The 22627-nt window shown below is 62.3% G+C and carries 25 protein-coding genes; 11 read left to right on the top strand and 14 right to left on the bottom strand.

Annotation, left to right across the window (positions count from 1 at the left end):
* The first annotated feature begins 221 nt into the window (after positions 1-221).
* Together ABIE33_RS23970 and hydA are read left to right on the top strand one after the other, a co-directional pair.
* A complete protein-coding gene (locus tag ABIE33_RS23970) occupies positions 222-1472 on the top strand; it encodes a Zn-dependent hydrolase (RefSeq protein WP_429130310.1) in 1251 nt (416 codons plus the stop codon).
* A gap of 82 nt (positions 1473-1554) precedes the next feature.
* Complete coding sequence (hydA, locus tag ABIE33_RS23965; protein WP_429130309.1) at positions 1555-3009, top strand: dihydropyrimidinase; 1455 nt, start codon at positions 1555-1557, stop codon at positions 3007-3009.
* Between the two features lie 98 nt (positions 3010-3107).
* On the opposite strand, the gene ABIE33_RS23960 is transcribed toward hydA, so the two are convergent.
* Complete coding sequence (locus tag ABIE33_RS23960) at positions 3108-3521, bottom strand: cupin domain-containing protein (protein WP_429130308.1); 414 nt, start codon at positions 3519-3521, stop codon at positions 3108-3110.
* Positions 3522-3642: 121 nt separating this feature from the next.
* Between ABIE33_RS23960 and ABIE33_RS23955 the strand changes: the two genes are divergently transcribed.
* The 9 genes from ABIE33_RS23955 to ABIE33_RS23915 all read left to right on the top strand — a co-directional run bounded on the left by ABIE33_RS23955 (position 3643) and on the right by ABIE33_RS23915 (position 13992).
* A complete protein-coding gene (locus tag ABIE33_RS23955; RefSeq protein ID WP_429130307.1) occupies positions 3643-4434 on the top strand; it encodes an ABC transporter ATP-binding protein in 792 nt (263 codons plus the stop codon).
* The gene (locus ABIE33_RS23950; protein ID WP_429130306.1) at positions 4424-4900 is read left to right on the top strand and encodes an N-acetyltransferase family protein; all 477 of its coding nucleotides are present in this window, start codon (positions 4424-4426) and stop codon (positions 4898-4900) included. Before ABIE33_RS23955 ends, ABIE33_RS23950 begins: the two co-directional genes overlap by 11 nt.
* The gene (locus ABIE33_RS23945) at positions 4897-5232 is read left to right on the top strand and encodes a hypothetical protein (protein WP_429130305.1); all 336 of its coding nucleotides are present in this window, start codon (positions 4897-4899) and stop codon (positions 5230-5232) included. The genes ABIE33_RS23950 and ABIE33_RS23945 overlap by 4 nt, the downstream gene beginning before the upstream one ends.
* Before the next feature lie 2 nt (positions 5233-5234).
* Positions 5235-6119 carry an ABC transporter permease gene (locus ABIE33_RS23940; protein WP_429130385.1) on the top strand — a complete coding sequence of 295 codons (885 nt, stop codon included), beginning with the start codon at positions 5235-5237 and terminating at the stop codon, positions 6117-6119.
* Positions 6116-6985: an ABC transporter permease gene (locus ABIE33_RS23935; protein WP_429130304.1), complete on the top strand. Its 870-nt coding sequence runs from the start codon at positions 6116-6118 to the stop codon at positions 6983-6985. Before ABIE33_RS23940 ends, ABIE33_RS23935 begins: the two co-directional genes overlap by 4 nt.
* A 51-nt stretch (positions 6986-7036) precedes the next feature.
* Positions 7037-8029, top strand: a complete 993-nt coding sequence (locus ABIE33_RS23930; protein ID WP_429130303.1) for an ABC transporter substrate-binding protein — start codon at positions 7037-7039, stop codon at positions 8027-8029.
* A 541-nt stretch (positions 8030-8570) separates the two neighbouring features.
* Positions 8571-9758, top strand: coding sequence for an efflux RND transporter periplasmic adaptor subunit (locus ABIE33_RS23925; RefSeq protein ID WP_429130302.1), 1188 nt, complete (start codon positions 8571-8573; stop codon positions 9756-9758).
* A gap of 14 nt (positions 9759-9772) precedes the next feature.
* Positions 9773-13078, top strand: coding sequence for an efflux RND transporter permease subunit (locus tag ABIE33_RS23920; RefSeq protein WP_429130301.1), 3306 nt, complete (start codon positions 9773-9775; stop codon positions 13076-13078).
* 233 nt (positions 13079-13311) lie between these two features.
* Entirely contained in the window at positions 13312-13992 is a 681-nt protein-coding gene (locus ABIE33_RS23915) for a Crp/Fnr family transcriptional regulator (RefSeq protein WP_429130300.1), read from the top strand.
* Between the two features lie 205 nt (positions 13993-14197).
* Here the strand turns inward: ABIE33_RS23915 and ureG are convergent, their stop codons facing one another.
* From ureG to ABIE33_RS23850, 13 genes are all read right to left on the bottom strand, one after another.
* The gene (gene ureG, locus ABIE33_RS23910; protein ID WP_429130299.1) at positions 14198-14809 is read right to left on the bottom strand and encodes an urease accessory protein UreG; all 612 of its coding nucleotides are present in this window, start codon (positions 14807-14809) and stop codon (positions 14198-14200) included.
* Positions 14810-14941: 132 nt separating this feature from the next.
* Positions 14942-15613 carry an urease accessory protein UreF gene (locus ABIE33_RS23905; RefSeq protein ID WP_429130384.1) on the bottom strand — a complete coding sequence of 224 codons (672 nt, stop codon included), beginning with the start codon at positions 15611-15613 and terminating at the stop codon, positions 14942-14944.
* A complete protein-coding gene (ureE, locus tag ABIE33_RS23900; protein ID WP_429130298.1) occupies positions 15606-16079 on the bottom strand; it encodes an urease accessory protein UreE in 474 nt (157 codons plus the stop codon). Before ureE ends, ABIE33_RS23905 begins: the two co-directional genes overlap by 8 nt.
* A gap of 1 nt (position 16080) precedes the next feature.
* Positions 16081-16377, bottom strand: coding sequence for a putative quinol monooxygenase (locus ABIE33_RS23895; protein ID WP_429130297.1), 297 nt, complete (start codon positions 16375-16377; stop codon positions 16081-16083).
* 142 nt (positions 16378-16519) lie between these two features.
* Positions 16520-17059: a peroxiredoxin gene (locus ABIE33_RS23890; protein WP_429130296.1), complete on the bottom strand. Its 540-nt coding sequence runs from the start codon at positions 17057-17059 to the stop codon at positions 16520-16522.
* A gap of 194 nt (positions 17060-17253) precedes the next feature.
* Positions 17254-17937 carry a TIGR02117 family protein gene (locus ABIE33_RS23885; RefSeq protein WP_429130383.1) on the bottom strand — a complete coding sequence of 228 codons (684 nt, stop codon included), beginning with the start codon at positions 17935-17937 and terminating at the stop codon, positions 17254-17256.
* A gap of 31 nt (positions 17938-17968) precedes the next feature.
* Complete coding sequence (gene ureC / locus ABIE33_RS23880) at positions 17969-19681, bottom strand: urease subunit alpha (protein ID WP_429130295.1); 1713 nt, start codon at positions 19679-19681, stop codon at positions 17969-17971.
* Positions 19682-19685: 4 nt separating this feature from the next.
* Entirely contained in the window at positions 19686-20333 is a 648-nt protein-coding gene (locus ABIE33_RS23875) for a Urease operon accessory protein (RefSeq protein ID WP_429130382.1), read from the bottom strand.
* 2 nt (positions 20334-20335) lie between these two features.
* Positions 20336-20752 (bottom strand): lysozyme inhibitor LprI family protein, encoded by a 417-nt coding sequence (locus ABIE33_RS23870; RefSeq protein WP_429130381.1) that lies wholly within the window; start codon positions 20750-20752, stop codon positions 20336-20338.
* 8 nt (positions 20753-20760) lie between these two features.
* Positions 20761-21066 (bottom strand): urease subunit beta, encoded by a 306-nt coding sequence (locus tag ABIE33_RS23865; RefSeq protein ID WP_429130294.1) that lies wholly within the window; start codon positions 21064-21066, stop codon positions 20761-20763.
* Between the two features lie 18 nt (positions 21067-21084).
* Positions 21085-21339, bottom strand: a complete 255-nt coding sequence (locus tag ABIE33_RS23860; protein WP_429130293.1) for a DUF1272 domain-containing protein — start codon at positions 21337-21339, stop codon at positions 21085-21087.
* 12 nt (positions 21340-21351) lie between these two features.
* Positions 21352-21654, bottom strand: coding sequence for an urease subunit gamma (locus tag ABIE33_RS23855; RefSeq protein WP_429130291.1), 303 nt, complete (start codon positions 21652-21654; stop codon positions 21352-21354).
* A gap of 25 nt (positions 21655-21679) precedes the next feature.
* Positions 21680-22513, bottom strand: coding sequence for an urease accessory protein UreD (locus ABIE33_RS23850; protein ID WP_429130380.1), 834 nt, complete (start codon positions 22511-22513; stop codon positions 21680-21682).
* Positions 22514-22627: the final 114 nt, after the last annotated feature.

Here is a 22627-nt window from a genome sequence, read left to right as displayed (position 1 = left end):
CCGCCATCTTTTTGGGCAACAACTTCGTTTTTTTGTTTTTCCGGCTTGAGTGCCGCAATGGAAGTTGTAATGTTTACCAACCGGTCAAATTATCAGCCAGTTCGCCAGCAAAGGCAACGACTGATCGAAGGGCACCAGAAAAAACCAAGCCTGGATTTGACCACGGGAACAGGAGGGCTCGCCATCTAAGGCAACGCCCTGAAAAAGATGAGGAGACCGCCGTGGCTGCACCTGGCGAGAACATGCGCGTCAACGCCGACCGCCTGTGGGATTCACTTATGGAAATGGCCAAGATCGGCCCTGGTGTCGCTGGCGGCAACAACCGCCAGACGCTGACCGATGCGGACGCCGAAGGGCGCCGGTTGTTCGAGTCCTGGTGCGAACAGGCAGGCCTCGCCATGGGCGTCGACAGTATGGGCAACATGTTCTTCACCCGCGCCGGCACCGACCCGGACGCCCTGCCCGTCTATGTCGGCTCGCATCTCGATACCCAGCCGACCGGCGGCAAGTTCGACGGCGTGCTGGGCGTGCTCTCCGGCCTCGAAGTCGTGCGCTCGATGAACGACCTCGGCATCAAGACCAGGCACCCTGTTGTCGTCACCAACTGGACCAACGAGGAAGGCGCGCGCTTCGCGCCGGCCATGCTCGCCTCCGGCGTCTTTGCCGGCGTCCATAGCCAGGAATTCGCCTATGGCCGCAAGGACCCTGAAGGAAAGACATTCGGCGACGAACTGAAGCGCATCGGCTGGGTCGGCGACGAGGAGGTCGGCGCCCGCAGGATGCACGCCTATTTCGAATATCACATCGAGCAGGGCCCGATCCTCGAAGCCGAGAACAAGGACATCGGCGTCGTCACTCACTGTCAGGGCCTGTGGTGGCTGGAGTTCACGCTGACAGGTCGCGAGGCGCATACCGGCTCGACCCCGATGAACATGCGCGTCAACGCCGGTCTTGCCATGTCGCGCATCATCGAGATGGTTCAGGGCGTGGCGATGGAAAACCAGCCAGGCGCCGTCGGCGGCGTCGGCCAGGTGGTCTTCTCGCCCAACTCGCGCAACGTGCTGCCGGGCAAGGTGGTCTTCACCGTCGACATCCGCTCGCCCGACAAGGCCAAGCTTGATCGCATGCGCGCCAAGATCGAGGCAGAAGCACCTGGCATCGCGGATGCGCTGGGCGTCGGCTGTTCCGTCGAGGCCATCGGCCATTTCGAGCCGGTGACCTTCGATCCGAAACTCGTCACTGCCGTGCGCAACGCCGCCGAACGTCTCGGCTACAGCCACATGAACATCATTTCGGGCGCCGGCCACGACGCCTGCTGGGCCGCCAAGGTGGCGCCGACGACGATGATCATGTGCCCCTGCGTCGGAGGCCTCAGCCACAACGAGGCGGAGGACATCTCCAAGGAGTGGGCCGGAGCCGGAGCCGACGTCCTCTTCCACGCCGTCGTCGAAACGGCCGAAATCGTCGAATGAGTTTGCGGGCGGGACGAAAGTTCCGCCCTTTTTCGTGGCGGCCGCCAGGCCACCGGAAGCACAATCGCGAGGATGAAAATCAATGAGCACTGTCATCAAGGGTGGAACCATCGTCACGGCCGACCTGACCTACAAGGCCGACGTAAAGATCGAAGGCGGCAGGATCGTCGAGATCGGCCCGGACCTTCAGGGCGACGAAACGCTCGACGCCGGCGGCTGTTTCGTCATGCCCGGCGGTATCGATCCGCACACCCACCTCGAAATGCCCTTCATGGGCACCTATTCCTCCGACGATTTCGAGAGCGGTACCCGGGCGGCACTCGCCGGCGGCACGACCATGGTCGTGGACTTCGCCCTGCCTTCGCCCAACCAGTCGCTGCTCGAAGCGCTCGATATGTGGCACAACAAGTCGACCCGCGCCAACTGCGACTATTCCTTCCACATGGCGATCACCTGGTGGAGCGAGCAGGTCTTCAACGAGATGGAGACCATCGTCAGGGATAAGGGCATCAACACCTTCAAGCACTTCATGGCCTATAAGGGGGCGCTGATGGTCGACGATGACGAGATGTTCTCGTCCTTCCAGCGCTGCGCAGCGCTCGGCGCGCTGCCGCTCGTCCATGCGGAAAACGGCGATGTGGTCGCGCAATTGCAGGCGAAGCTGCTGGCAGAGGGCAACAACGGTCCGGAGGCGCACGCCTATTCGCGGCCGGCCGAAGTCGAGGGCGAGGCAACCAACCGCGCGATCATGATCGCCGACATGGCCGGTAGCCCGGTCTACATCGTCCACACCTCCTGTGAACAGGCGCATGAAGCGATCCGCCGCGCCCGCGCCAAGGGCATGCGCGTCTTCGGCGAGCCGCTGATCCAGCACCTGACGCTCGACGAAACCGAATATTTCAACAAGGACTGGGACCACGCCGCCCGCCGCGTGATGTCGCCGCCGTTCCGCAACAAGCTGCACCAGGACTCGCTGTGGGCCGGCCTTGCATCCGGTTCGCTGCAGGTGGTGGCGACCGATCATTGCGCCTTTACGTCCGAGCAGAAGCGCTCCGGCGTCGGCGATTTCACCAAGATCCCCAACGGCACCGGCGGGCTTGAAGACCGCATGCCGATGTTGTGGACCCACGGCGTCAATACCGGCCGCATCACCATGAACGAGTTCGTGGCCGTCACTTCGACGAACATCGCCAAGATCCTCAACATCTATCCGAAGAAGGGCGCGATCCTCGTCGGCGCCGACGCGGACCTGGTGGTCTGGGATCCGAAGCGGTCGAAGACGATCTCGGCCAAGAACCAGCAGTCGGCGATCGACTACAACGTCTTCGAGGGCAAGGAAGTGAAGGGCCTGCCGCGTTACACGCTGACGCGCGGCGTCGTCGCCATCAAGGAAAGCACGGTCAAGACGCGCGAGGGCCATGGCGAATTCGTCCGCCGCGACCCGTTCCCCGCCGTCAGCACCGCGCTTACCACCTGGAAGGAAGTCACCGCTCCCCGCGCCGTCCAGCGCAGCGGCATCCCGGCAACCGGAGTGTGATTTCGTTGCTTCGCGGCCTGCACGTCGTCACACCACTCTGTCCCACCGGACATGTCCCGCCAAACCGGCGGGACGCTTCGGCGCGTTTGCGAACCGCGTTAGCCAGGCACGAGAGCGTCGAGCTCCGGCAAGAGGACGACGCTTTCCTGTCCCTTGGGGTCGGTGCGGGCGATCACCGCCGAACAGGGCGCGTCGGACAGGTTCGCCGGCAGATGCGGTACGCCGGCCGGAATGTAGAACATCTCGCCGGCGCGAACGACGACATGCTCCTCGAGCCGCTGCCCGAACCAGGTATGCGCCTCGCCCGACAGCACATAGATCGCCGTCTCATGCCCCTCGTGCAGGTGTGCCTTGGCACGGGCGCCGGGCGGGATCGTCAACAGATGCATGCAGATGCCGGTCGCGCCGACGGTTTCCGCCGCAATGCCCTCGAAATAGCTGAGCCCCTGCTTTCCGGCATGCCCGCTGCCGGGGCGAACCACACGACAGCCAGGATTGGATGATCGAGACATGACTGTTCTCCAGAATTCCCTGAAAAACCAGCAGCAAACGGCTCCGGTGACAAATCCGCGATTGCATGTTGCCGGTCTGGATAGCAGTCTGACACAGCCAAGCCAGAATGAGTATTCGCCGATGACGTCCAATACCGCATCCGTGGTTTCGGCCCGGGACCTCTGCCTGACCTTCGAGACTGCTGACGGCCCGGTCAACGCGCTGACCGGCGTCAATCTGGATGTGACCAAGGGGGATTTCGTTTCCTTCATCGGCCCCTCCGGCTGCGGCAAGACGACGTTCCTGCGCGTCATCGCCGATCTGGAAAAGGCGACCTCCGGCACGATCACCGTCAACGGCATGACGCCCGAGGAAGCGCGGCGGCAGCGCGCCTATGGCTATGTCTTCCAGGCGGCGGCCCTCTACCCATGGCGCACCATCGAGAAGAACATCGCCCTGCCGCTCGAAATCATGGGCTACTCCAGGCAGGAGCAGAAGGCGCGCATCGACCGCACGCTGGACCTGGTCAACCTCACCGGCTTCGGCAAGAAATACCCATGGCAGCTGTCGGGCGGCATGCAGCAGCGTGCGTCGATCGCCCGCGCACTTGCCTTCGACGCCGACCTGCTCTTGATGGATGAGCCCTTCGGCGCGCTCGACGAGATCGTTCGCGATCATCTGAACGAGCAGCTCCTGAAGCTCTGGGCCCGCACCAACAAGACCATCTGTTTCGTCACCCATTCCATTCCCGAAGCGGTCTATCTCTCCACCAGGATCGTGGTGATGAGCCCCCGCCCCGGCCGCGTCACCGACATCATCGAATCGCCGCTGCCGCGCGAGCGCCCGCTCGGCATTCGCGAAACGCCTGAGTTTCTCGAGGTCGCCCACCGCGTGCGCGAAGGCCTGAGAGCGGGGCACAGCTATGAGGAATAGCCAGGCGTCTTCGACCATCTGCCGTCCTGCAACAAAGGCCGACATGAGCGCCTGCGCCGACATTCTCAACCGCTGGATCGATGCGACCCCGTGGATGCCGCGGATACACGGCCATGCCGACGTCGAGCGATATTATGTCGAGACGGTCTTTCCCGAACGGACCGTGATCGTTGCCGAGCGAGACGAGCGGGTCGCGGGGTTCATGGCACTCTCAAGCGATCATTATGTGACGGCGCTTTATGTCGATGACGCCCACCGCGGCATCGGCGTCGGCAGCGATCTGCTCAAGATCGCAAGGTCACTGTCCGCAACAGAGTTGAACCTCTGGACGTTCGAGGCAAACGGCAAAGCCCAGCGCTTCTATGAACAACAGGGCTTTTCGGCCGTTCGCCGGACCGATGGCGACAACGAGGAGGGCCTACCGGATATTCTCTACCATTGGCGCGGAGCGGAGGGTCGGCCATGAACCTTGCCTATGCCCTCTGGCTGTTGCTTGCCACGACCATCTTTCTCGGTGGCGCGACGGCCTCGCGCGCCTATGTCTCCAACAGCCACATCGGCGTGTTTGTTCTGGCACTCGGGCTCTACATGGTCGGCAACATCATCATGGTGAAACTCATGCGCGATGGCGGGCTTGGTCTTGCGATCTCGCTGTCAGCCATCGTGCAATTGGTTCTGGTCAACATCATCGCCTTTGCCGTGTTCGGCGAAAGGCTGAGCCTCACCCAGGCGGCCGGCGTTATGCTCGGCATCGCCGCCATGGGCCTGATGTTGCTGCCGGCAAGCGGAAAGGCATGACGATGCGCGAGGAAAGCTTTCTCCGGGACAAGCTCTTGCCCGTCGGCACCGTCGTCGCGCTGTTGATCTTGGTCTGGTACATCGCAGTCGTGTTCCTGAATGCGCCCTTCGAGCGCGATACGGCGGCACGCGCCGGAACCGAGATCAGTTTTTCCCAGATCGTCCACAACACCATGGCGCAGGAACGTCCGGTTCTCCCAGCGCCGCATCAGGTTATCGCCGAGATCTGGGACACGACCTTCAACAAGCCGATCACCTCGAAGCGCAGCCTGGTCTATCACGCCTGGATCACGCTTTCGGCCACCCTGCTCGGTTTCGGCATCGGCGCTGTGCTCGGCATTCTCTTGGCCGTCGGCATCGTGCACAACCGCGCAATGGACCGGTCGCTGATGCCCTGGGTGATCGCCAGCCAGACGATCCCGATCCTCGCCATCGCGCCGATGATCATCGTCGTCCTGAACGCGATCGGCATCTCCGGCCTTTTGCCGAAGGCGCTGATCTCGACCTATCTCTCGTTCTTCCCCGTGGTCGTCGGCATGGTGAAGGGCCTGCGCAGCCCCGAGGCGATCCAACTCGACCTGATGCACACCTACAACGCCTCGCAGGCGCAGACCTTCTGGAAGCTGCGCTGGCCGTCATCGATGCCCTATCTCTTCACCTCGCTGAAGGTAGCGGTCGCGATCTCGCTCGTCGGCGCGATCGTTGGCGAACTGCCGACCGGTGCCGTCGCCGGCCTCGGCGCGCGCCTGCTGGCCGGCTCCTATTATGGTCAGACGGTGCAGATCTGGTCGGCTCTGTTCATGGCGGCAGCACTTGCGGCCGTGCTGGTCATGATCGTCGGCTTTGCGCACACCGCCGTCCTGAAGCGCATGGGGGCCAAGCCATGAACCTTCCGATCCTGATTGGTGCTGTCGTCTTCTGGCTTGCCGCCTGGGCCTTCAACGAATGGCTGGTGCGCCAGCGCTTTCAAAGCGAAGTTGCCAATCGGGCGGCACATTTCGCCGTGCCGCTCCTCTTCGGCATCACCCTCCTGGTGCTTTGGGAAGGCATCGTGCGCGGCTTTTCCGTGCCCTCCGTCCTGCTGCCGGCACCGTCGATGATCTGGCAGCGCCTGATCAACTCGCTGCCGACGCTGGCGGCAGACTTCCGCCAGACATTCCTGAAAGCGGTGCTAACAGGCTATGCGCTCGGTTGCGGCCTCGGCTTCGTCGTTGCGATCCTCATCGACCGCTCGCCGTTTCTGCAAAAGGGGCTGTTGCCGCTCGGCAACTTCGTCTCGGCCTTGCCCGTCATCGGCGTCGCGCCGATCATGGTCATGTGGTTCGGCTTCGACTGGCAATCCAAGGTCGCCGTCGTCGTCATCATGACCTTCTTCCCGATGCTGGTGAACACCATCGCCGGCCTGGCGGCGTCAAGCCACATGGAGCGCGACCTGATGCGCACCTATGCCGCCTCCTGGTGGCAGACGCTTGTCAAGCTGCGCCTGCCGGCCGCCTGGCCTTTCATCTTCAACGCGCTCAAGATCAACTCCACCCTGGCGCTGATCGGCGCCATCGTCGCCGAATTCTTCGGGACACCCATTGTCGGCATGGGGTTCCGGATCTCCACGGAAGTGGGCCGCATGAACGTCGACATGGTCTGGGCCGAAATCGCCGTCGCAGCGGTGGCAGGTTCGGCTTTCTATGGGGTGGTGGCGCTCATCGAGCGCGCCGTCACCTTCTGGCATCCCTCCATTCGCGGAGGGCGCGCCTGAGAAAGACGCAGTAGTTCGAAGACAATGAAGCAAAAACAAGAGGGAACTGACATGAATAAGAGACTTGCATCGCTTCTCGCCGCAGGCGTCTTTTCGCTCGCAGCATTCCAGGCAGAAGCCGCCGACAAGGTGACGCTGCAGCTGAAATGGGTCACACAGGCGCAGTTCGCCGGCTACTACGTCGCCAAGGACAAGGGCTTCTACGAAGAAGAAGGGCTCGACGTCGACATCAAGCCCGGCGGCCCGGATATCGCGCCCGCGCAGGTTATTGCCGGTGGCGGCGCCGATGTCGTCGTCGACTGGATGCCGTCAGCCCTTGCCACCCGCGAAAAGGGCGTGCCGCTCGTCAACATCGCCCAGCCGTTCAAGAAGTCGGGCATGATGCTGACCTGCCTCAAGGAGAGCGGCGTCACCAGCCCCGACAAGTTCAAGGGGCACACGCTCGGCGTCTGGTTCTTCGGCAACGAATATCCGTTCCTGTCCTGGATGTCGCACCTGAAGATCCCGACCGACGGCGGCCCGGAAGGCGTGACCGTTCTGAAGCAGGGCTTCAACGTCGATCCGCTGATCCAGAAGCAGGCGGCCTGCATCTCGACCATGACCTACAACGAGTACTGGCAGGTCATCGATGCCGGCATCAAGCCGGACGATCTCGTGACCTTCCAGTATGAAGACCAGGGCGTGGCAACGCTCGAAGACGGCCTCTACGTGCTCGAAGACAAGCTCAAGGACGCGGCCTTCAAGGAAAAGATGGTCAAGTTCGTGCGCGCCTCGATGAAGGGCTGGAAATACGCCGAGCAGAATCCGGATGAAGCAGCCGACATCGTTCTCGAGAACGACTCAACCGGCGCCCAAACGGAAAAGCATCAGAAGCGCATGATGGGCGAAGTGGCCAAGCTGACCGCCGGCTCGAACGGCGCCCTGGATGAAGCCGACTACAAGCGCACCGTGCAGTCGCTGCTTTCCGGCGGTTCCGATCCGGTCATCTCCAAGGAGCCGGAAGGCGCCTGGACGCACGAGATCACTGACGCCGCTCTGAAATAAAATAAAATAAAATGAAATAACGCAACAGCAGAAGAGGGTCGTGCGACAGTCGTCGCGCGGCCCTCTCCCATTTCCGTAGGGCTGTTCATCGCCCGCCAGGGTTGCCTCGAATTTCCGGGCGTGGGGGTGGCAATTCGAGGCGAACGGGGCGTTGATGCACCCCGATTGTCAAGATCGTGTCGAGATTGCAACCAAGATTGCAGAACGGAGGAAATATTGAGGAACCATCACTTCACTGCACTTGTAAGCACATGATGTGAAGATTACATAGGCCCCGATGTTTGTTGGAGGCAAGCACACGGAGGAGTTCATTTTTCCGATTGGTTTGCCTGCGGGAGCCTCTCCCCGTCCTGCCCGTGCTCACGGTCTGATACCGTGCGAGCGGCGCAGGAAATACAATGGCCGTGCGCCTATGCCTTGTTTCGTCTTGTCCGCGAAAACAAGCGTCGGCGAAACTGAAAATCGCTTGATTGCATTGGGATCGGCCTTTGCAGGCGCAGATCCTTTTTATGTCGTTTCCGTTGCCAGGATTGTAAAGCCGATGGCTCACAAAGTAATACCTGCTCTCAGCGTTTGCGCTGCGATGATCATTGCCCCGTTTTCAAGTGCATTTGCCGAGGAAGCAACCAAGGCCCAGCCCGCGCAGAGCCTGCCATCGATCGTCGTCACCGAGGCAGTCGATCAGTCGATCAGCGATCGCGTCGTTGCAACCGGGACGATACAGGCGGTTGAGCAGATTTATGTCGCGCCGCTGGTCGAGGGCTTGTCGATCCGCACGCTCAATGTCGACATCGGCGACAAGGTCGAAGAAGGCAGCGTGCTGGTGGTTCTCAACGACGACGCGCTGCGGCTTGAAAAGAGCCAGCTCGAGGCAGCACTCGCCAAGGCGGAAGCCGGGCTTGCGCAGCTTAACGCCCAGCTCAGCGAGGCCACGGCCAATGCCGAGGAAGCGACACGCGTCAGTGACCGCAACGCAGAGCTTGCCAAGAACGGTACCGTTTCGACCGCAGAAGCCGACCGTGTCCGCGCTCTTGCTGCGGCCACCCGTGCCCGCGTCCGCTCGGCCGAACAGGCCGTTGTCGTCTCCAAGGCCGATATCAAGGTGGCGCAGGCCCAGATCGACGACATCGATCTTCGCCTCACCCGCACCGAGGTCAAGGCCCCGGTCGCCGGCGTCATATCCGCCAAGAACGCCAAGGTCGGCGCGATCGCCAACGGCAGCGGCGACCCGTTGTTTGCCATGATCCGCGACGGCGCCATCGAAATGAAGGCCGACGTCGCCGAGGCCGACATCATCAAGCTTGCGGTCGGCCAGCCGGCGACGATTACGCTTGCGGGCGGAGACACCAAGGTCGAGGGCGCCATTCGCCTGATCGCGCCAACGGTTGACCCTGTCTCGCGCCTCGGCACCGTCTTCATCAGCCTCAAGGACACCACCAAGGCCCGCTCGGGCATGTATGCCAACGCCATCATCACCGCCGAGGAGAAGCAGGCTGTCGTTCTGCCGCAAACGGCAGTTACCAATGAGAACGGCAAAACCATCGTCCGTAAGGTCGACAATGGCGTGGTGAACATCGTGCCGGTCAAGACCGGCATCTCCGACGGCAAGTTCGTCGAGGTTGTCGACGGGTTGAAAGCCGGCGAACAGGTCGTGGCAAGGGCCGGCGCCTATGTGCGCGACGGCGACCGCATCAACCCCGTCAAATCAGCGCAACCAGCGACCAACTGACAGGAAACGTGACCATGAACTTCTCAGCCTGGTCCATCCGAAATCCGATTGCTCCGATCCTCGCCTTCTTCGTGCTGCTGGTTCTCGGCTATCAGTCGTTCGTCGGCCTGCCGATTACCCGCTTCCCCAACATCGACGTCCCGATCGTATCGATCAACGTCGCGCAGAGCGGCGCCTCGCCGGCCGAACTCGAAACGCAGGTCACCAAGGAAATCGAGGACGCGGTCGCCAGCATCACCGGTGTCGACCATATCGAATCGACGATTAACGACGGAACCTCGACCACGGCCGTCATCTTCCGCATGGAAGTGCCGACGACCCAGGCCGTGCAGGACGTCAAGGACGCGATCGACCGTATCCGTGGCGATCTGCCGACCTCGATCGAAGAACCGATCGTTTCCAAGGTCGATGTCGAAGGCCAGGCGATCCAGACCTTTGCGGTCTCCTCGCCCGGCATGACGCTGGAAGAGCTTTCCTGGTTCGTCGATGACGTCATCAAGCGTGAAATCCAGGGCAAGAGCGGCATCGGCCGCGTCGACCGCTACGGCGGCGCCGAACGGGAAGTCCGCGTCGAGCTCAACGAGGACAGACTGAACTCGCTCGGCATCACGGCCGCCGACGTCAACGGCCAGCTTCGCCGCATGAACATGGACTTGGGTTCAGGCCGTGGCCAGGTCGGCGGCAGCGAGCAGGCGATCCGCACGCTCGGTGACGCTCGCAATGTCGACCAGCTCGCCAACACGATGATCTCGGTCCCGAGCGGGCGCTTCGTGCGCCTTTCCGAACTCGGAACCGTCACCGATACCTATGAGGAGCCCCGCTCCTTCTCGCGCTTCAACGGCAATCCCGGCGTGACCTTCGCGGTCTTCCGCGCCAAGGGCGCCAGCGAAGTCAGCGTTGCCGAGACCGTGGCCAAGTCGCTGGAAAAGATCCGGGCGGCAAACCCTGACGTCACCATCGAGCTGGTCGACGATTCCGTCTACTTCACCTATGGCAACTACGAAGCGGCGCTGCACACGCTGATCGAAGGCGCGCTGCTCGCCGTCATCGTCGTCATGCTGTTCCTGCGCAACTGGCGCGCCACGTTGATTTCTGCCATCGCCTTGCCCCTATCCGCGATCCCCACCTTCTGGATCATGGACATGCTCGACTTCTCGCTGAATCTCGTCAGCTTCCTGGCTCTGACACTCGCTACCGGCATTCTGGTCGACGATGCGATCGTCGAGATCGAGAATATCGAGCGGCACATCCGCATGGGCAAGTCGCCCTATCGAGCGGCGATTGAAGCGGCGGATGAAATCGGCCTTGCCGTTATTGCCACCACCTTCACGATCATCGCGGTGTTCGTGCCTGTGTCGTTCATGCCGGGCATTCCGGGCCAGTACTTCATTCAGTTCGGCCTGACGGTCGCCGTTTCGGTGTTCTTCTCGCTTCTCGTCGCTCGCCTGATCACCCCCGTGATGGCCGCCTATATGATGCGCGCGTCTGATGTGGGCAGCCACCACGGCGACGAAGACAGCGGCCTGATGAAGCTCTATGTCGGGCTGATACGGGTGACGACCCGCTGGCGCTACACGACGCTGCTTGCCGCCATCGCCAGCCTGGTGATCTCCGTCTATTTCCTGTTCCAGGTGCCGGGCAGCTTCCTGCCGCCGGAAGACGCCTCGCGCGTCAGCCTGTCGATCGAGCTGCCGCCGGATGCGATGCTCGAGGATACCGATCGGACGACCGCCGAGATCTACAAACGGGTCAAGGATCTCGAAGGCGTCGAGAGCGTCTTTGTGCTCGGCGGCGCTTCACCGAAAGGCGACCTCGAACTGCGTCGCGCTTCGGTCACCGTGCTTCTGAAGAAGCTCGACCACTCGCTGCTCAACAAGGTCGTCAACGACGTCATCGGCGGCTTGCCGGTCATCGGCCAGTACCTGCCGAAGCTACCGCCGGCCGGCCGCATCATTCCGCAGTCGCAAATCGAGAAGGAAATCTTCGCGCGCGTCGGCGCGATCCCGGATGTGCGGGTCATCAAGCTCAACGACCGCGGCCAGCGAGATCTCGCGTTCAACCTGCTCTCCAACAACGAGGCAGACCTCGACCAGGCCGTTGCAATACTCGAAGCCAAGCTGCGCAGCGATCCGCTTTTGGCAAATGTCAGCCCGGATGGTGCCCTGCCCCGTCCGGAACTGCAGATCCGTCCGCGTGACGAGCAGATGTCGCGCCTCGGCATCACGACGGCGCAGATCTCGGAAGTGATCCGCGTGGCCACCATCGGCGATATCGATGCCGCGCTGACGAAGATCGCGCTCGATGGTCGGCTCATCCCGATCCGCGTGCAGATCAACCGCGACTTCCGCACGGATATCGCCGCGATCCGCAATCTGAAGATCCAGACGGCCTCGGGCTCGACGGTGCCGTTGTCCAGCGTTGCCGACATCAACTACTCCGAAGGCCCAAGCTCGATTAAACGTTACGACCGCAATCGCGTGGTCACACTGGGCGCCGACCTGCCGATCGGCGTTGCCCTCGACACGGCATCCGCCCGCTTCAAGCAGATCGCCGATGGCGCCGAGCTTCCGTCTTCAGTGCAGTTCCTCGAAAGCGGCGACGCCGAGGTGCAGGCCGAAATGCAGCAGAGCTTCGGCAATGCCATGCTGCTCGGGCTGATGCTGGTGCTGGTGGTGCTGATCCTGTTGTTCAAGGACGTGATCCAGCCCTTCACCATCCTGTTCTCGCTGCCGCTTGCCATCGGCGGCGTGGCAGGTGCGCTGATCCTCACCCAGAACGCCCTGTCGATGCCAGTCTTGATCGGTATTCTGATGCTGATGGGTATCGTCACGAAGAATGCGATCCTGCTCGTCGATTTCGGCATCGAGATGATGCATCACGGCATGGACCGGACGCTGGCGATGATCGAAGCCGGCCGCAAGCGCGCCCGCCCGATCATCATGACCTCGATCGCCATGTCGGCGGGCATGCTGCCCTCCGCGCTCGGCGTCGGCGAAGGCGGCTCGTTCCGTGCGCCGATGGCGATTGCAGTGATCGGCGGCATCATCGTCTCGACGATCCTGAGCCTTGTCGTCGTGCCATCCTTCTTCCTGATCATGGACGACCTGTCACGCCTGCTTGCCCGGATTTTCGGCCGCTTCGTCGGCAAGAAGGATGAGGAGAACCTGCCGCTCGACCGCGAGGCGCTGACCGAACTCGTCAACGACCAGGGCAAGACCATCGAGGGCCTGGAAGAGCGCCTGAAGACGATCGAGGACGCCCAGCCGAAAGGCAAGCAAACGGGCAAGGTGATCAATCATCCGGCGCTCGCCGCCGAATAGCCGTCACAAATCAGCTAGCAATCGGGCCCGCACCCACCGGTGCGGGCTTTTTTGTCAGAATTGTTTGATCGAGGTCAATTCACGTTTCAAAAGCCCGGTTACCCTGACACCAGAGCATATCCAGGAAAGGTGCGAAGCGTTTTTCCGTGAGATGCGTAAGAACAAGGAGCCGGAGCGTTTTCGTGCTCCCTCTAAGGCGGAAACGCTCTAGACTTTTACTCAGGGCCGGTGTGATGAAGACCTTGCGATTGAACTCGAATGACAGAGCGGTACTGCTGGGCTCCCGCTTTTTCGAGAAACTGTCAGCGGCAGCATCCGATGCCATTCTCGAAGGCGCCGTGGTTTCGAACCACGAGGAACACGACATCCTGTTTCACCAGGACGAGCCCGTCGACAGCGTCTTCTGCGTCCTGTCTGGTCTCGTTCGCGTCTATCGGCTCGGTAAGGATGGACGCGAGGCCGACATCGCCGTTTTCCCCAAGGGAGAGCTTTTCGGTGAAAGCGCCATGTTCCTCGGCAACCGCGCTACCGCCAACGCGCAGGCGATCGGGTCCTCGACGATCGCGCGCCTCGACAGCCGCAATTTGCGCAAGCTCGCCGAGCAGCATCCGGATATCGCCCAGTCGCTGATGGAGCTGCTCTGCCGACATGGCCAGATGGCCGAGGATTGCCTGGCAGAAGATCGTCTGCTGACCGCTCCGCAACGCGTGGCGAGCTACATTCTCGGCCACTGCCCCGATGGCTCGACGACCTTCTCGTTCCGGCTGCCGTTCCAGAAGAATGTGCTGGCCGGCAAGCTGGGCCTGGCGCCTGAGGCACTTTCGCGCGCCTTCTCGGCTCTTCGCCGCTCCGGCGTCACCGTCAAGGGACGCATGATCGAAATCCACGACCGTCAGGCGCTGGAACGGTTCTAGCGGTCGCAACAGGGCTCAACGCGAAAGCGGATCTCGTCGCCTGCGATCACGAAGGACGATCATCCCTCGCTAGGCCCCGGCTCGACGCGGCCGCTACCTCGAGCTAGATCATTTCATTGTTTCGTTGAAACAGTGGAATGATCTAACTCTTTGAAATGACGCAATTCCGGACGGAAAACCATTTCACACTTTTCCTGGAATTGCTCTAGAGCCCGCCATGCAACGTCAGGAAATCGACGATCCGGTTGACGCCCTCGCCGCGTTTCATGTCGGTGAAGACGAAGGGCTTCTCCGCCCGCATCCGGGTTGCGTCGCGGTTCATGACGTCGAGGTCGGCGCCGACATAGGGCGCAAGATCCCGCTTGTTGATGACAAGCAGATCCGACTTGGTGATGCCCGGCCCGCCCTTGCGTGGAATCTCTTCGCCCTGGCAGACGGAGATGACATAGATCGTCAGGTCGGCCAGATCAGGCGAGAAGGTGGCGGCCAGGTTGTCGCCACCGGATTCGATGAAGACGACATCAAGATCGGGAAAACGGCGATTGAGATCGGCGATCGCCTGCAGGTTGATTGTCGCATCCTCCCGGATCGCCGTGTGCGGGCATCCGCCGGTCTCGACGCCGACGATGCGATCGGACGGCAGCGCCTGCATGCGCACCAGCGCCTCGGCATCTTCCTTGGTGTAGATGTCGTTGGTAACGACAGCGATCGAGTATTTCTCCCGCATCGCCTTGCAGAGCTTGTCCGTCAGCGCGGTCTTCCCGGAACCGACAGGCCCACCGATGCCGACGCGCAAAGGGCCATTTTTTGATGCCATGTAACGTTCCTTTCTAGAGCATTTCCAGGAAAAGTGCGAAGCGGTTTTCCGTTAGGAATATGTAAAAACAAATAGATAGAGCGGTTTTACGGCTGCGTTTAAACCGGGAACGCTCTAGGGCGGCACGCACGCTCAGGAGCGAAAAAGCCGCGAATGCAGGGTCTCGTGTCTGAGAGATGAAATATCGGCGGTGATCGTGGCCGAGCCAAGGTCTTCTAGCGATGCGGCGCTCGCCTTTCGCGCCACTGCAGCGATGGTCGGCTCAAGGGTTGCGATCAGGCCCACACCGTCGCGTTGGCCGCTGACCCCGCAGCGAATGGCCACCGATACGGCGTTGGACACGGACGCATGCAGATAGGCGGCAATCGCCGGCTCGAGGCCTGTGGCGTGGGCACCGGCAACCGCACCGACCGCGACCGGATAGGCGGTTCTTTCTCCCAACCGATCAAGTACGGGATGCGGCCAATGCCGCGCTGCCGCCAGAAAAGCCTCGCCCTGCAGCATGGTTTCCATGTGCCGCTCGCGACTTGCCGCCATCGCCTCGGCAAGCTCGATCACGGATTGAAGCTGCGCCGGCGCATCGAAGGCCCGATAGGCCTCGCCAAACAGCAGCGCATCGTTCCAGCCGGAGCCGTGGCAAAGAAGCGTCTCCAGCCACAGCCGCATGCTCTCGGCATCGGTGACATGACCATCGTGAACCGCCTGCTCCAAGCCATTCGAATAGGAGAAGGCGCCGACCGGGAAGGCCGGCGATAGCCAGGTCACGAGGCGGAGCAGCGCCTGAGTGTCGGCCCGTTCAGCCATGGTGATGGTGGTGGCCGTGATCATGGCCCCCGGCCGCGTGATAGGCACCGCGCAGCGGATGGAACGGCTCGGAAACGTCGACGACCGTGGCACCCAGCCCCTCAAGCATCGCCCGAATGACCGGATCGCGGGAGATCAGGATACGGCCTGTCTCGATCTGTGCCGGGAGGTGGCGGTTACCCAGATGCCAGGCCAGTTCGACAAGGTGCAGCGGATCGCGCGGCCGGATTTCGTAGAGCGCCTCGGCTGCCGCGACGATGCCGATATAGCCGCCGCCATCGAGCACCAGCAGATCGCCGTCGGCCAGCATCACCGCTTCCTTCAGGTCAAGCATGACGACATCGTCGTTTTCGAGATGCAGCAGCTTGCGGCGCAGATGCCGCGCATCATGCGCCAAGGTGATGCTGTGCAGCGGCGCCTGGTCCTTGGGTCCAGGCGAGAGCACCTCGGTCGAACGATAGGGCATGTCAGAGCACCTCGACCTTTTCCGGATGCACGAGTTCGATGCGCGCTTCGATCAGCAAGTCTGCCATTGCGGCCTGGAAAGCCTTCAGATGCGGCTCGGCGAAATGCGCGTCGACCGCAGCCTTGTCCTTCCAGGTTTCGACAAACACCAGCGCGTCGGGCTCGGCTGGCTTATGATAGAGCTCGTAGCTGATGCACCCCGCCTCCCGCCGCGTTCCCTCGATCAAAGGGCCGGCGAGCGACAACACGTCCGCGCCCTTACCCGGGTGAGCCGTCAGATATGCGATAATGTAAACCATTGAACCCTCGACATCTTTTTCCGGCCGGCAGTGTAGCAAGAAAAAACCCCGATGCTAGCACCGAGCCCGAAAGTCCGCTGGATTTTCCATGGGCCGGGCACGCGCACCGGGGCTTCAAAAGACGGTCAGTCCGTCGGCCGGATCAGGCTGCGAGCTTCTGCGACTTCAGCGTTTCGAGAATGTTCTGCGGCGAGGAAACGCCATAGGGGTCGCTGTCGCAGTTGTCGGAATAGCCTTCTTCCTCGAACCACTGCACGACGACACCATTGTCGACGACGGCGGCGTAGCGCCAGGAGCGCATGCCGAAGCCGAGATTGTCCTTGGCGACGAGCATGCCCATCTTGCGGGTGAACTCGCCTGAACCATCCGGGATCAGCTTGACGTTTTCGAGGTTCTGCGACTTGCCCCAGGCATTCATCACGAAAGCGTCGTTGACAGAGATGCAGTAGATTTCGTCAACGCCTTCAGCGTTGAATTCGGCCGTCAGCTTTTCGAAGTCGGGCAACTGGAAGGTCGAGCAGGTGGGCGTGAAGGCGCCCGGCAGCGAAAACAAGACGACGCGCTTGCCGGCGAAATAGTCGTCGGAGGAAACGTCCTGCCAACGGAACGGGTTGGAGCCGCCGACGGCTTCATCGCGAACGCGGGTACGGAACGTTACGGTGGGTACTTTTCTGCCGAGCATGGTCATCTCCTTCAGTGCAGGCACTCGATCGCGAGCAGCCTTGGGGGACAGTCGCAATCGAGGAAAATATCAGCCCGCTTCCTACCGGAAATTCCGCTGCGGTGCAGCACGAAAGGCTTCGATTCACGCCCATGCATGGCAGGCATGCGACCGGCGCATGCCTGCGGCGGTGTCGTATCAGACCCGGCAAGGCCTCAATTGTGGAGCCGCAAGGACAGGCTGAGCGTGGAAGGCAAGGGATTCCAGAACCCGGTCTGCAATCCGGCTTCTCTCAGCGCCCGCGCCGTCCAGGTGTTGCATCCGAACAGTGCATTGAACCTGCCCTCCGCCTCGAAGAAGCGATCCGCATAGCCATAGGAAAAACGCTCGACCGGAACGACGGCGCCCCCGTTCCTGGCAAAGCTGCCGGAGATGAAAGTCATGAGCTTTTCGAACTCGGCACGTTCCAGGTCCACACTCGCGACCGACGGCTGGGGCTCGACGATCCGGCCGGCGATATCGACATGCATGACCGAGCGGTCGAGCGTCAGCGCCCGCAAGACCGGCATCGGTTTCAGCTCCGACCATGTCGGCGTTTCCAGGTAGAACGAGCGGCCACCCCAGCCGAAGATCAGCCATCGCGCCTCCGGGTGGTCCAAAGGCACGCCTGCCTCGCCGGCAAAGGCAAACCGCGCCCGGGTTTCATCGTTGAGCGGAATGGCGATATCGGTGTGGATCGGGCCAGACAGGATCAGGATACGTTCGCCGGCGACAACCGACGCGACCGCGGCGGCTGTAGCCGTCTTCGGTAGCAGCGGTCGCGGGACGACCGTCCCGAGAACGGCGGCCAGGACAAACGCCAACACCCCATAGGCGGTCCACTTCACCCCCCGCCAGATACCGCTTCTTCGAGACAATGCCGTTTGCCGCTCAGAACAGGAAATAGCGCTGCGCCATCGGCAGCACGGTCGCCGGCTCACAGGTGAGCAGCTCTCCATCGGCGCGCACCTCGTAGGTCTCCGGATCGACTTCGACATGCGGCGTCAGGCTGTTGTGGATCATCGACGCCTTGCCGATGCCGCCGCGGGTATTCTTGACCGCGACGAGCTGCTTGGCAACGCCGAGCCTTGCAGCAAGCCCCGCATCGAGCGAGGCCTGCGATACGAAGGTGACGGAGGAATTCGTGCGGCTCTTGCCATAGGCGCCGAACATCGGCCGGTAATGCACCGGCTGCGGCGTCGGGATCGAGGCGTTGGGGTCGCCCATCGGCGCTGCGGCGATCGTTCCGCCGATCAGCACCATATCGGGCTTCACGCCGAAGAAGGCCGGATTCCAGAGGACGAGGTCGGCGCGCTTGCCGACTTCGAGGGAGCCGATCTCATGGCTGAGGCCATGGGCGATCGCCGGGTTGATTGTGTATTTGGCGATGTAGCGCTTGACCCGGAAATTGTCGTTGTCGCCGGTCTCCTGCGGCAGCGCGCCGCGCTGGCGCTTCATCTTGTCGGCCGTCTGCCAGGTGCGGATTGCCACCTCGCCGACGCGCCCCATCGCCTGGCTGTCGGACGAGATGATCGAGAAGGCGCCGATATCATGCAGGATGTCCTCGGCGGCGATCGTCTCCTTGCGGATCCGGCTTTCGGCAAAGGCGATATCCTCGGGGATCGATGGCGACAGATGATGGCAGACCATCAACATATCAAGGTGTTCCGCCAGCGTGTTCTTGGTGTAGGGCCGGGTCGGGTTGGTCGACGACGGGATGACGTTCGGCTGGCCGCAGATCTTGATGATGTCGGGCGCGTGGCCGCCCCCTGCCCCTTCCGTGTGAAAAGCATGGATCGTGCGGCCCCTGATTGCGGCAATGGTGTCCTCGACGAAGCCGCTCTCGTTCAGCGTATCCGTGTGGATCATCACCTGCACGTCGTATTCGTCGGCAACGCTGAGGCAGCAGTCGACGGCAGCCGGCGTAGAGCCCCAGTCCTCGTGCAGCTTCAGAGACGTTGCGCCCGCGAGCACCATCTCGACCAGCGCGCCCGGCAACGAGGCATTGCCCTTGCCGGCAAAGGCAAGGTTCATGGGGAAGGCGTCCGCCGCCTCGATCATGCGGGCGAGATGCCAGGGCCCGGGCGTACAGGTGGTCGCGAGCGTCCCGTGCGCCGGTCCGGTGCCGCCGCCAAGCATGCAGGTAAGCCCGCTCATCAGCGCTTCCTCGATCTGCTGCGGGCAGATGAAGTGGATGTGGCTGTCCATGCCGCCGGCGGTAACGATCTTGCCCTCACCGGCAATCACCTCGGTGCCTGGGCCGACGATGATCGTCACGCCGGGCTGCATATCGGGATTGCCGGCCTTGCCGATTGCCGCGATGCGCCCGTCCTTGAGCCCGATATCCGCCTTAACGATCCCCCAGTGGTCGACGATCAGCGCATTGGTGATCACCGTGTCGACGGCACCCGCCGCCCGCGTCACCTGGCTTTGGCCCATGCCGTCGCGGATGACCTTGCCGCCGCCGAACTTCACTTCCTCGCCGTACGTGGTGAAATCCTTCTCCACCTCGATGAACAGCTCCGTGTCGGCGAGCCGAACCTTGTCGCCGACCGTCGGGCCGAACATGTTGGCATAGGCCGCGCGCGACATCTTGTAGGGCATGGGTTCAGGCTCCTTGGGACAAGTCTGAAAAAGATGAGGGAAGACGACGAAGCCGGCCTTCGGCCACAAGTGCGTCGACATACCGACGCTCGGCGCCAAAGGGATGCAGCGCCCAACCGGCGTGACCGAAACCGGCCAGAACAATGTGGTCGTCGGCCGAGGCGAAACCGGAAATAACGTCGGCAATCACCACCATGCCGCTCGACGGAACGACGTAAGGCGTAGGCGCAAACCGCGCCAAATCCCGGTCCAACTGCTCGTGCGCAGCGACGGAGATGACCCGATGCACCCGACCGGTTGCCGTCGTAAAACTCTCGAAGCCGGCCGTGTAATCGTCGCAGAAATCGTCGAGATCGGGGTGCGTTTCGGCCAATGCCGCGCGCATGCCGGCAAACTTTTCAGCCGACCGCACGCTCCAGATCTCGCGCGCCTGGCGTATTGCGGCGCTGTTCTTCCAGTGCCCGCCGCCGAGCATGGCAAGCGCTGGCCGGCCCGTATTGCAGACGGCGACGATATCTGTTCTCGTCCCGCCGGCGCCAGCGGAACGGCAATCGTTGAAACGAATGACGACATCGGCCGCATCGATGGTTGCGGCAGCGCCTTCGGGCGCCTCTCCATTCCCCACGATCATGATAGTGCGACCAGACATCAGTGTTAGTTTTCCGTCGGCTCGAGCAACTCTTTGAGTTCCGTGGTGCGGGCCGCGGTCAGTTGCGCCAGACAACCGGACACCAGCATCGGCTCCATCGATCCGCCGCGCGCTTCGAAGCCGGCGAGTTCGCACTGGCCGTCGCGGTAGCCGATCCAGGCGCGCTGCGCCTTTTTCAACGCTTCCTCCGCACCGACATAGTCGGCGCTGATGTCACCCAGTTCCTTGTCCTTGGCCCGCATCGCCGCAACGGTCTGCTTGTAGACCGTGTTGAGTTCGGCGTCGGCTGCCTCATAGTCCTTGTTGGAGCAGATGTTCATATCCGCCTGCGTCATCGCATTGGCGCAATCGACATCGTCCTCCTGCGCGAAGGCAGGGATGGCCGCGAGCAGCAAGGTGCCCGCGATAAGCGTCGTTCGCATCGTCATCCCTAAAGCTTTCCCATGACCTGCTGGCGGAAACCGAAGACCTCACGCTTGCCCGAAAGCGGGATGAGCGTGACCTGTCTTTTCTGTCCCGGCTCGAAGCGGACAGCGGTGCCGGCGGGAATGTCGAGCCTCTTGCCGCGGGCCGCATGGCGATCGAAGTCGAGCCCGGCATTGGTCTCGGCAAAATGATAGTGGCTGCCAACCTGCACCGGCCGATCGCCGGTGTTGGAGACCTCGATCGTCACCGTCTCAAGTCCGTGGTTGAGTTCGATATCGCCGCTTGCGGCAATGATTTCGCCTGGGATCATCCGAGTTCCCTCTCCCTGTCAGGCCGCGTTGGCGTCGGCGCAGCCGAGTGGCTTCAACACCCGCTCGGTCGATGCCGGATATTTCGCCAGCAGCGCGGCCGGGCGCACCGGGCGGCGGGTAAATTCGCCGCCGCAGTTCGGGCAGGTGCCGCCGAGTCTGCCTTCGACACAACCGACGCAGAAAGTGCATTCGAACGTGCAGATCATCGCCTCAAGGCTTTCGGGCGGCAGATCCTTGTCGCAGCATTCGCAGTTCGGGCGCAGTGCCAGCATGTCTTCGCCTCCTCAGCGGATAGGTTCGTGCACGGTGACGAGCTTGGTGCCATCCGGGAAGGTCGCCTCGACCTGGATGTCGTGGATCATCTCCGCGATCCCCTCCATCACCTGCGCGCGGGTGATCACATGCGCGCCCGCCTCCATCAGCTCCGCGACCGATCGGCCGTCACGCGCGCCTTCGACGACGAAGTCGGTAATCAGCGCGATCGCCTCGGGATGGTTGAGCTTGACGCCGCGCTCCAGGCGGCGGCGGGCGACCGTCGCAGCCATGGAAATCAACAGCTTGTCCTTTTCGCGCGGGGTAAGATTCATGCGTCGCCACCGGTTTGATTGCGGATTAGAGGACCCAGACTTTCGGCACTGCCGTTTGCTTGCGCAAGTGCGAAATGACTGGGATGAGGATTTTTCTGAGCGAGAAAACGTCGGCCGCCGCAAAGCGTCCAACCAGCTTGTCGCGATCGCCGAGCTTGATGTGGCTGACGCCCGCCCCCGCTTGCGTTTCGACGAGTGCGCGCAGCCGCGGCAGCAGCAATTCGCAATCGGGTCCGGTGTAGAACAGCGTCGCAAATGCCACGCTGCCGCCAAGGACGGCAGCTCGGGCGACAAGGGCGACGATATCGTCGGCAAAGGTCAGGTTTTCAGCGTGCAGCAACCCGCCGCCGACACGAATGCGCCAGCGATCGCGAAAGAGCCCCGTCTGCATCGCTTCACCCATCGCCTTGCGGCCGAGCAGCACAGCCTCGACGGCAAGAAATGTCGCGCGGTCGTCAAGCTCGACGTCGAGCGAGCGCGTCAGCGACGCGCGGTCGAACAGGATCGTCTCCTGCGGCAGCCAGTCGACCCGTGCCCCGGCCGCAACAGCGATGCGTGTTGCGACATCGACCGTGCCGGCACTCGCCTTGTAGATCTTCTCGCAGGCCTGCGTGGAGACGGTGAGCTCCGTCGCCGCACCGGCCTCGATCTCCCAGAGCATGCGGTCGCCGCCGGTCAGCCCGCCCGAAGAGTTGATCAGCACGGCCTCCATCGAACCATCGAAGGTTTTGGGCAGACGGATCTTGGCGCAGCCTTCCTGGTAAAGCTCGGCAATGCGCGTGCGGCCGGCGGCCACTTTCGCGACCAGCCGTCCTCTTCCGAACGCCCGCTGGGGGGCGATGATGGCCGCATTGTTCATGTTCATGCGCCGATATCGTCTGGATCTCGAGGCGTGAAGTCAAGCTATTGTTTTGCAAAGAAAATCATCAGGATGACTGCTTTATGAGCAGCCGATGCCCACCGAGCGACCAAG

The organism is Ensifer sp. 4252 (genome assembly GCF_050434565.1).
Taxonomy (GTDB): Bacteria; Pseudomonadota; Alphaproteobacteria; order Rhizobiales; family Rhizobiaceae; genus Ensifer.
Note: the sequence above shows the minus strand (reverse complement) of the source record. Positions and strands in the feature narration are given on the sequence as shown.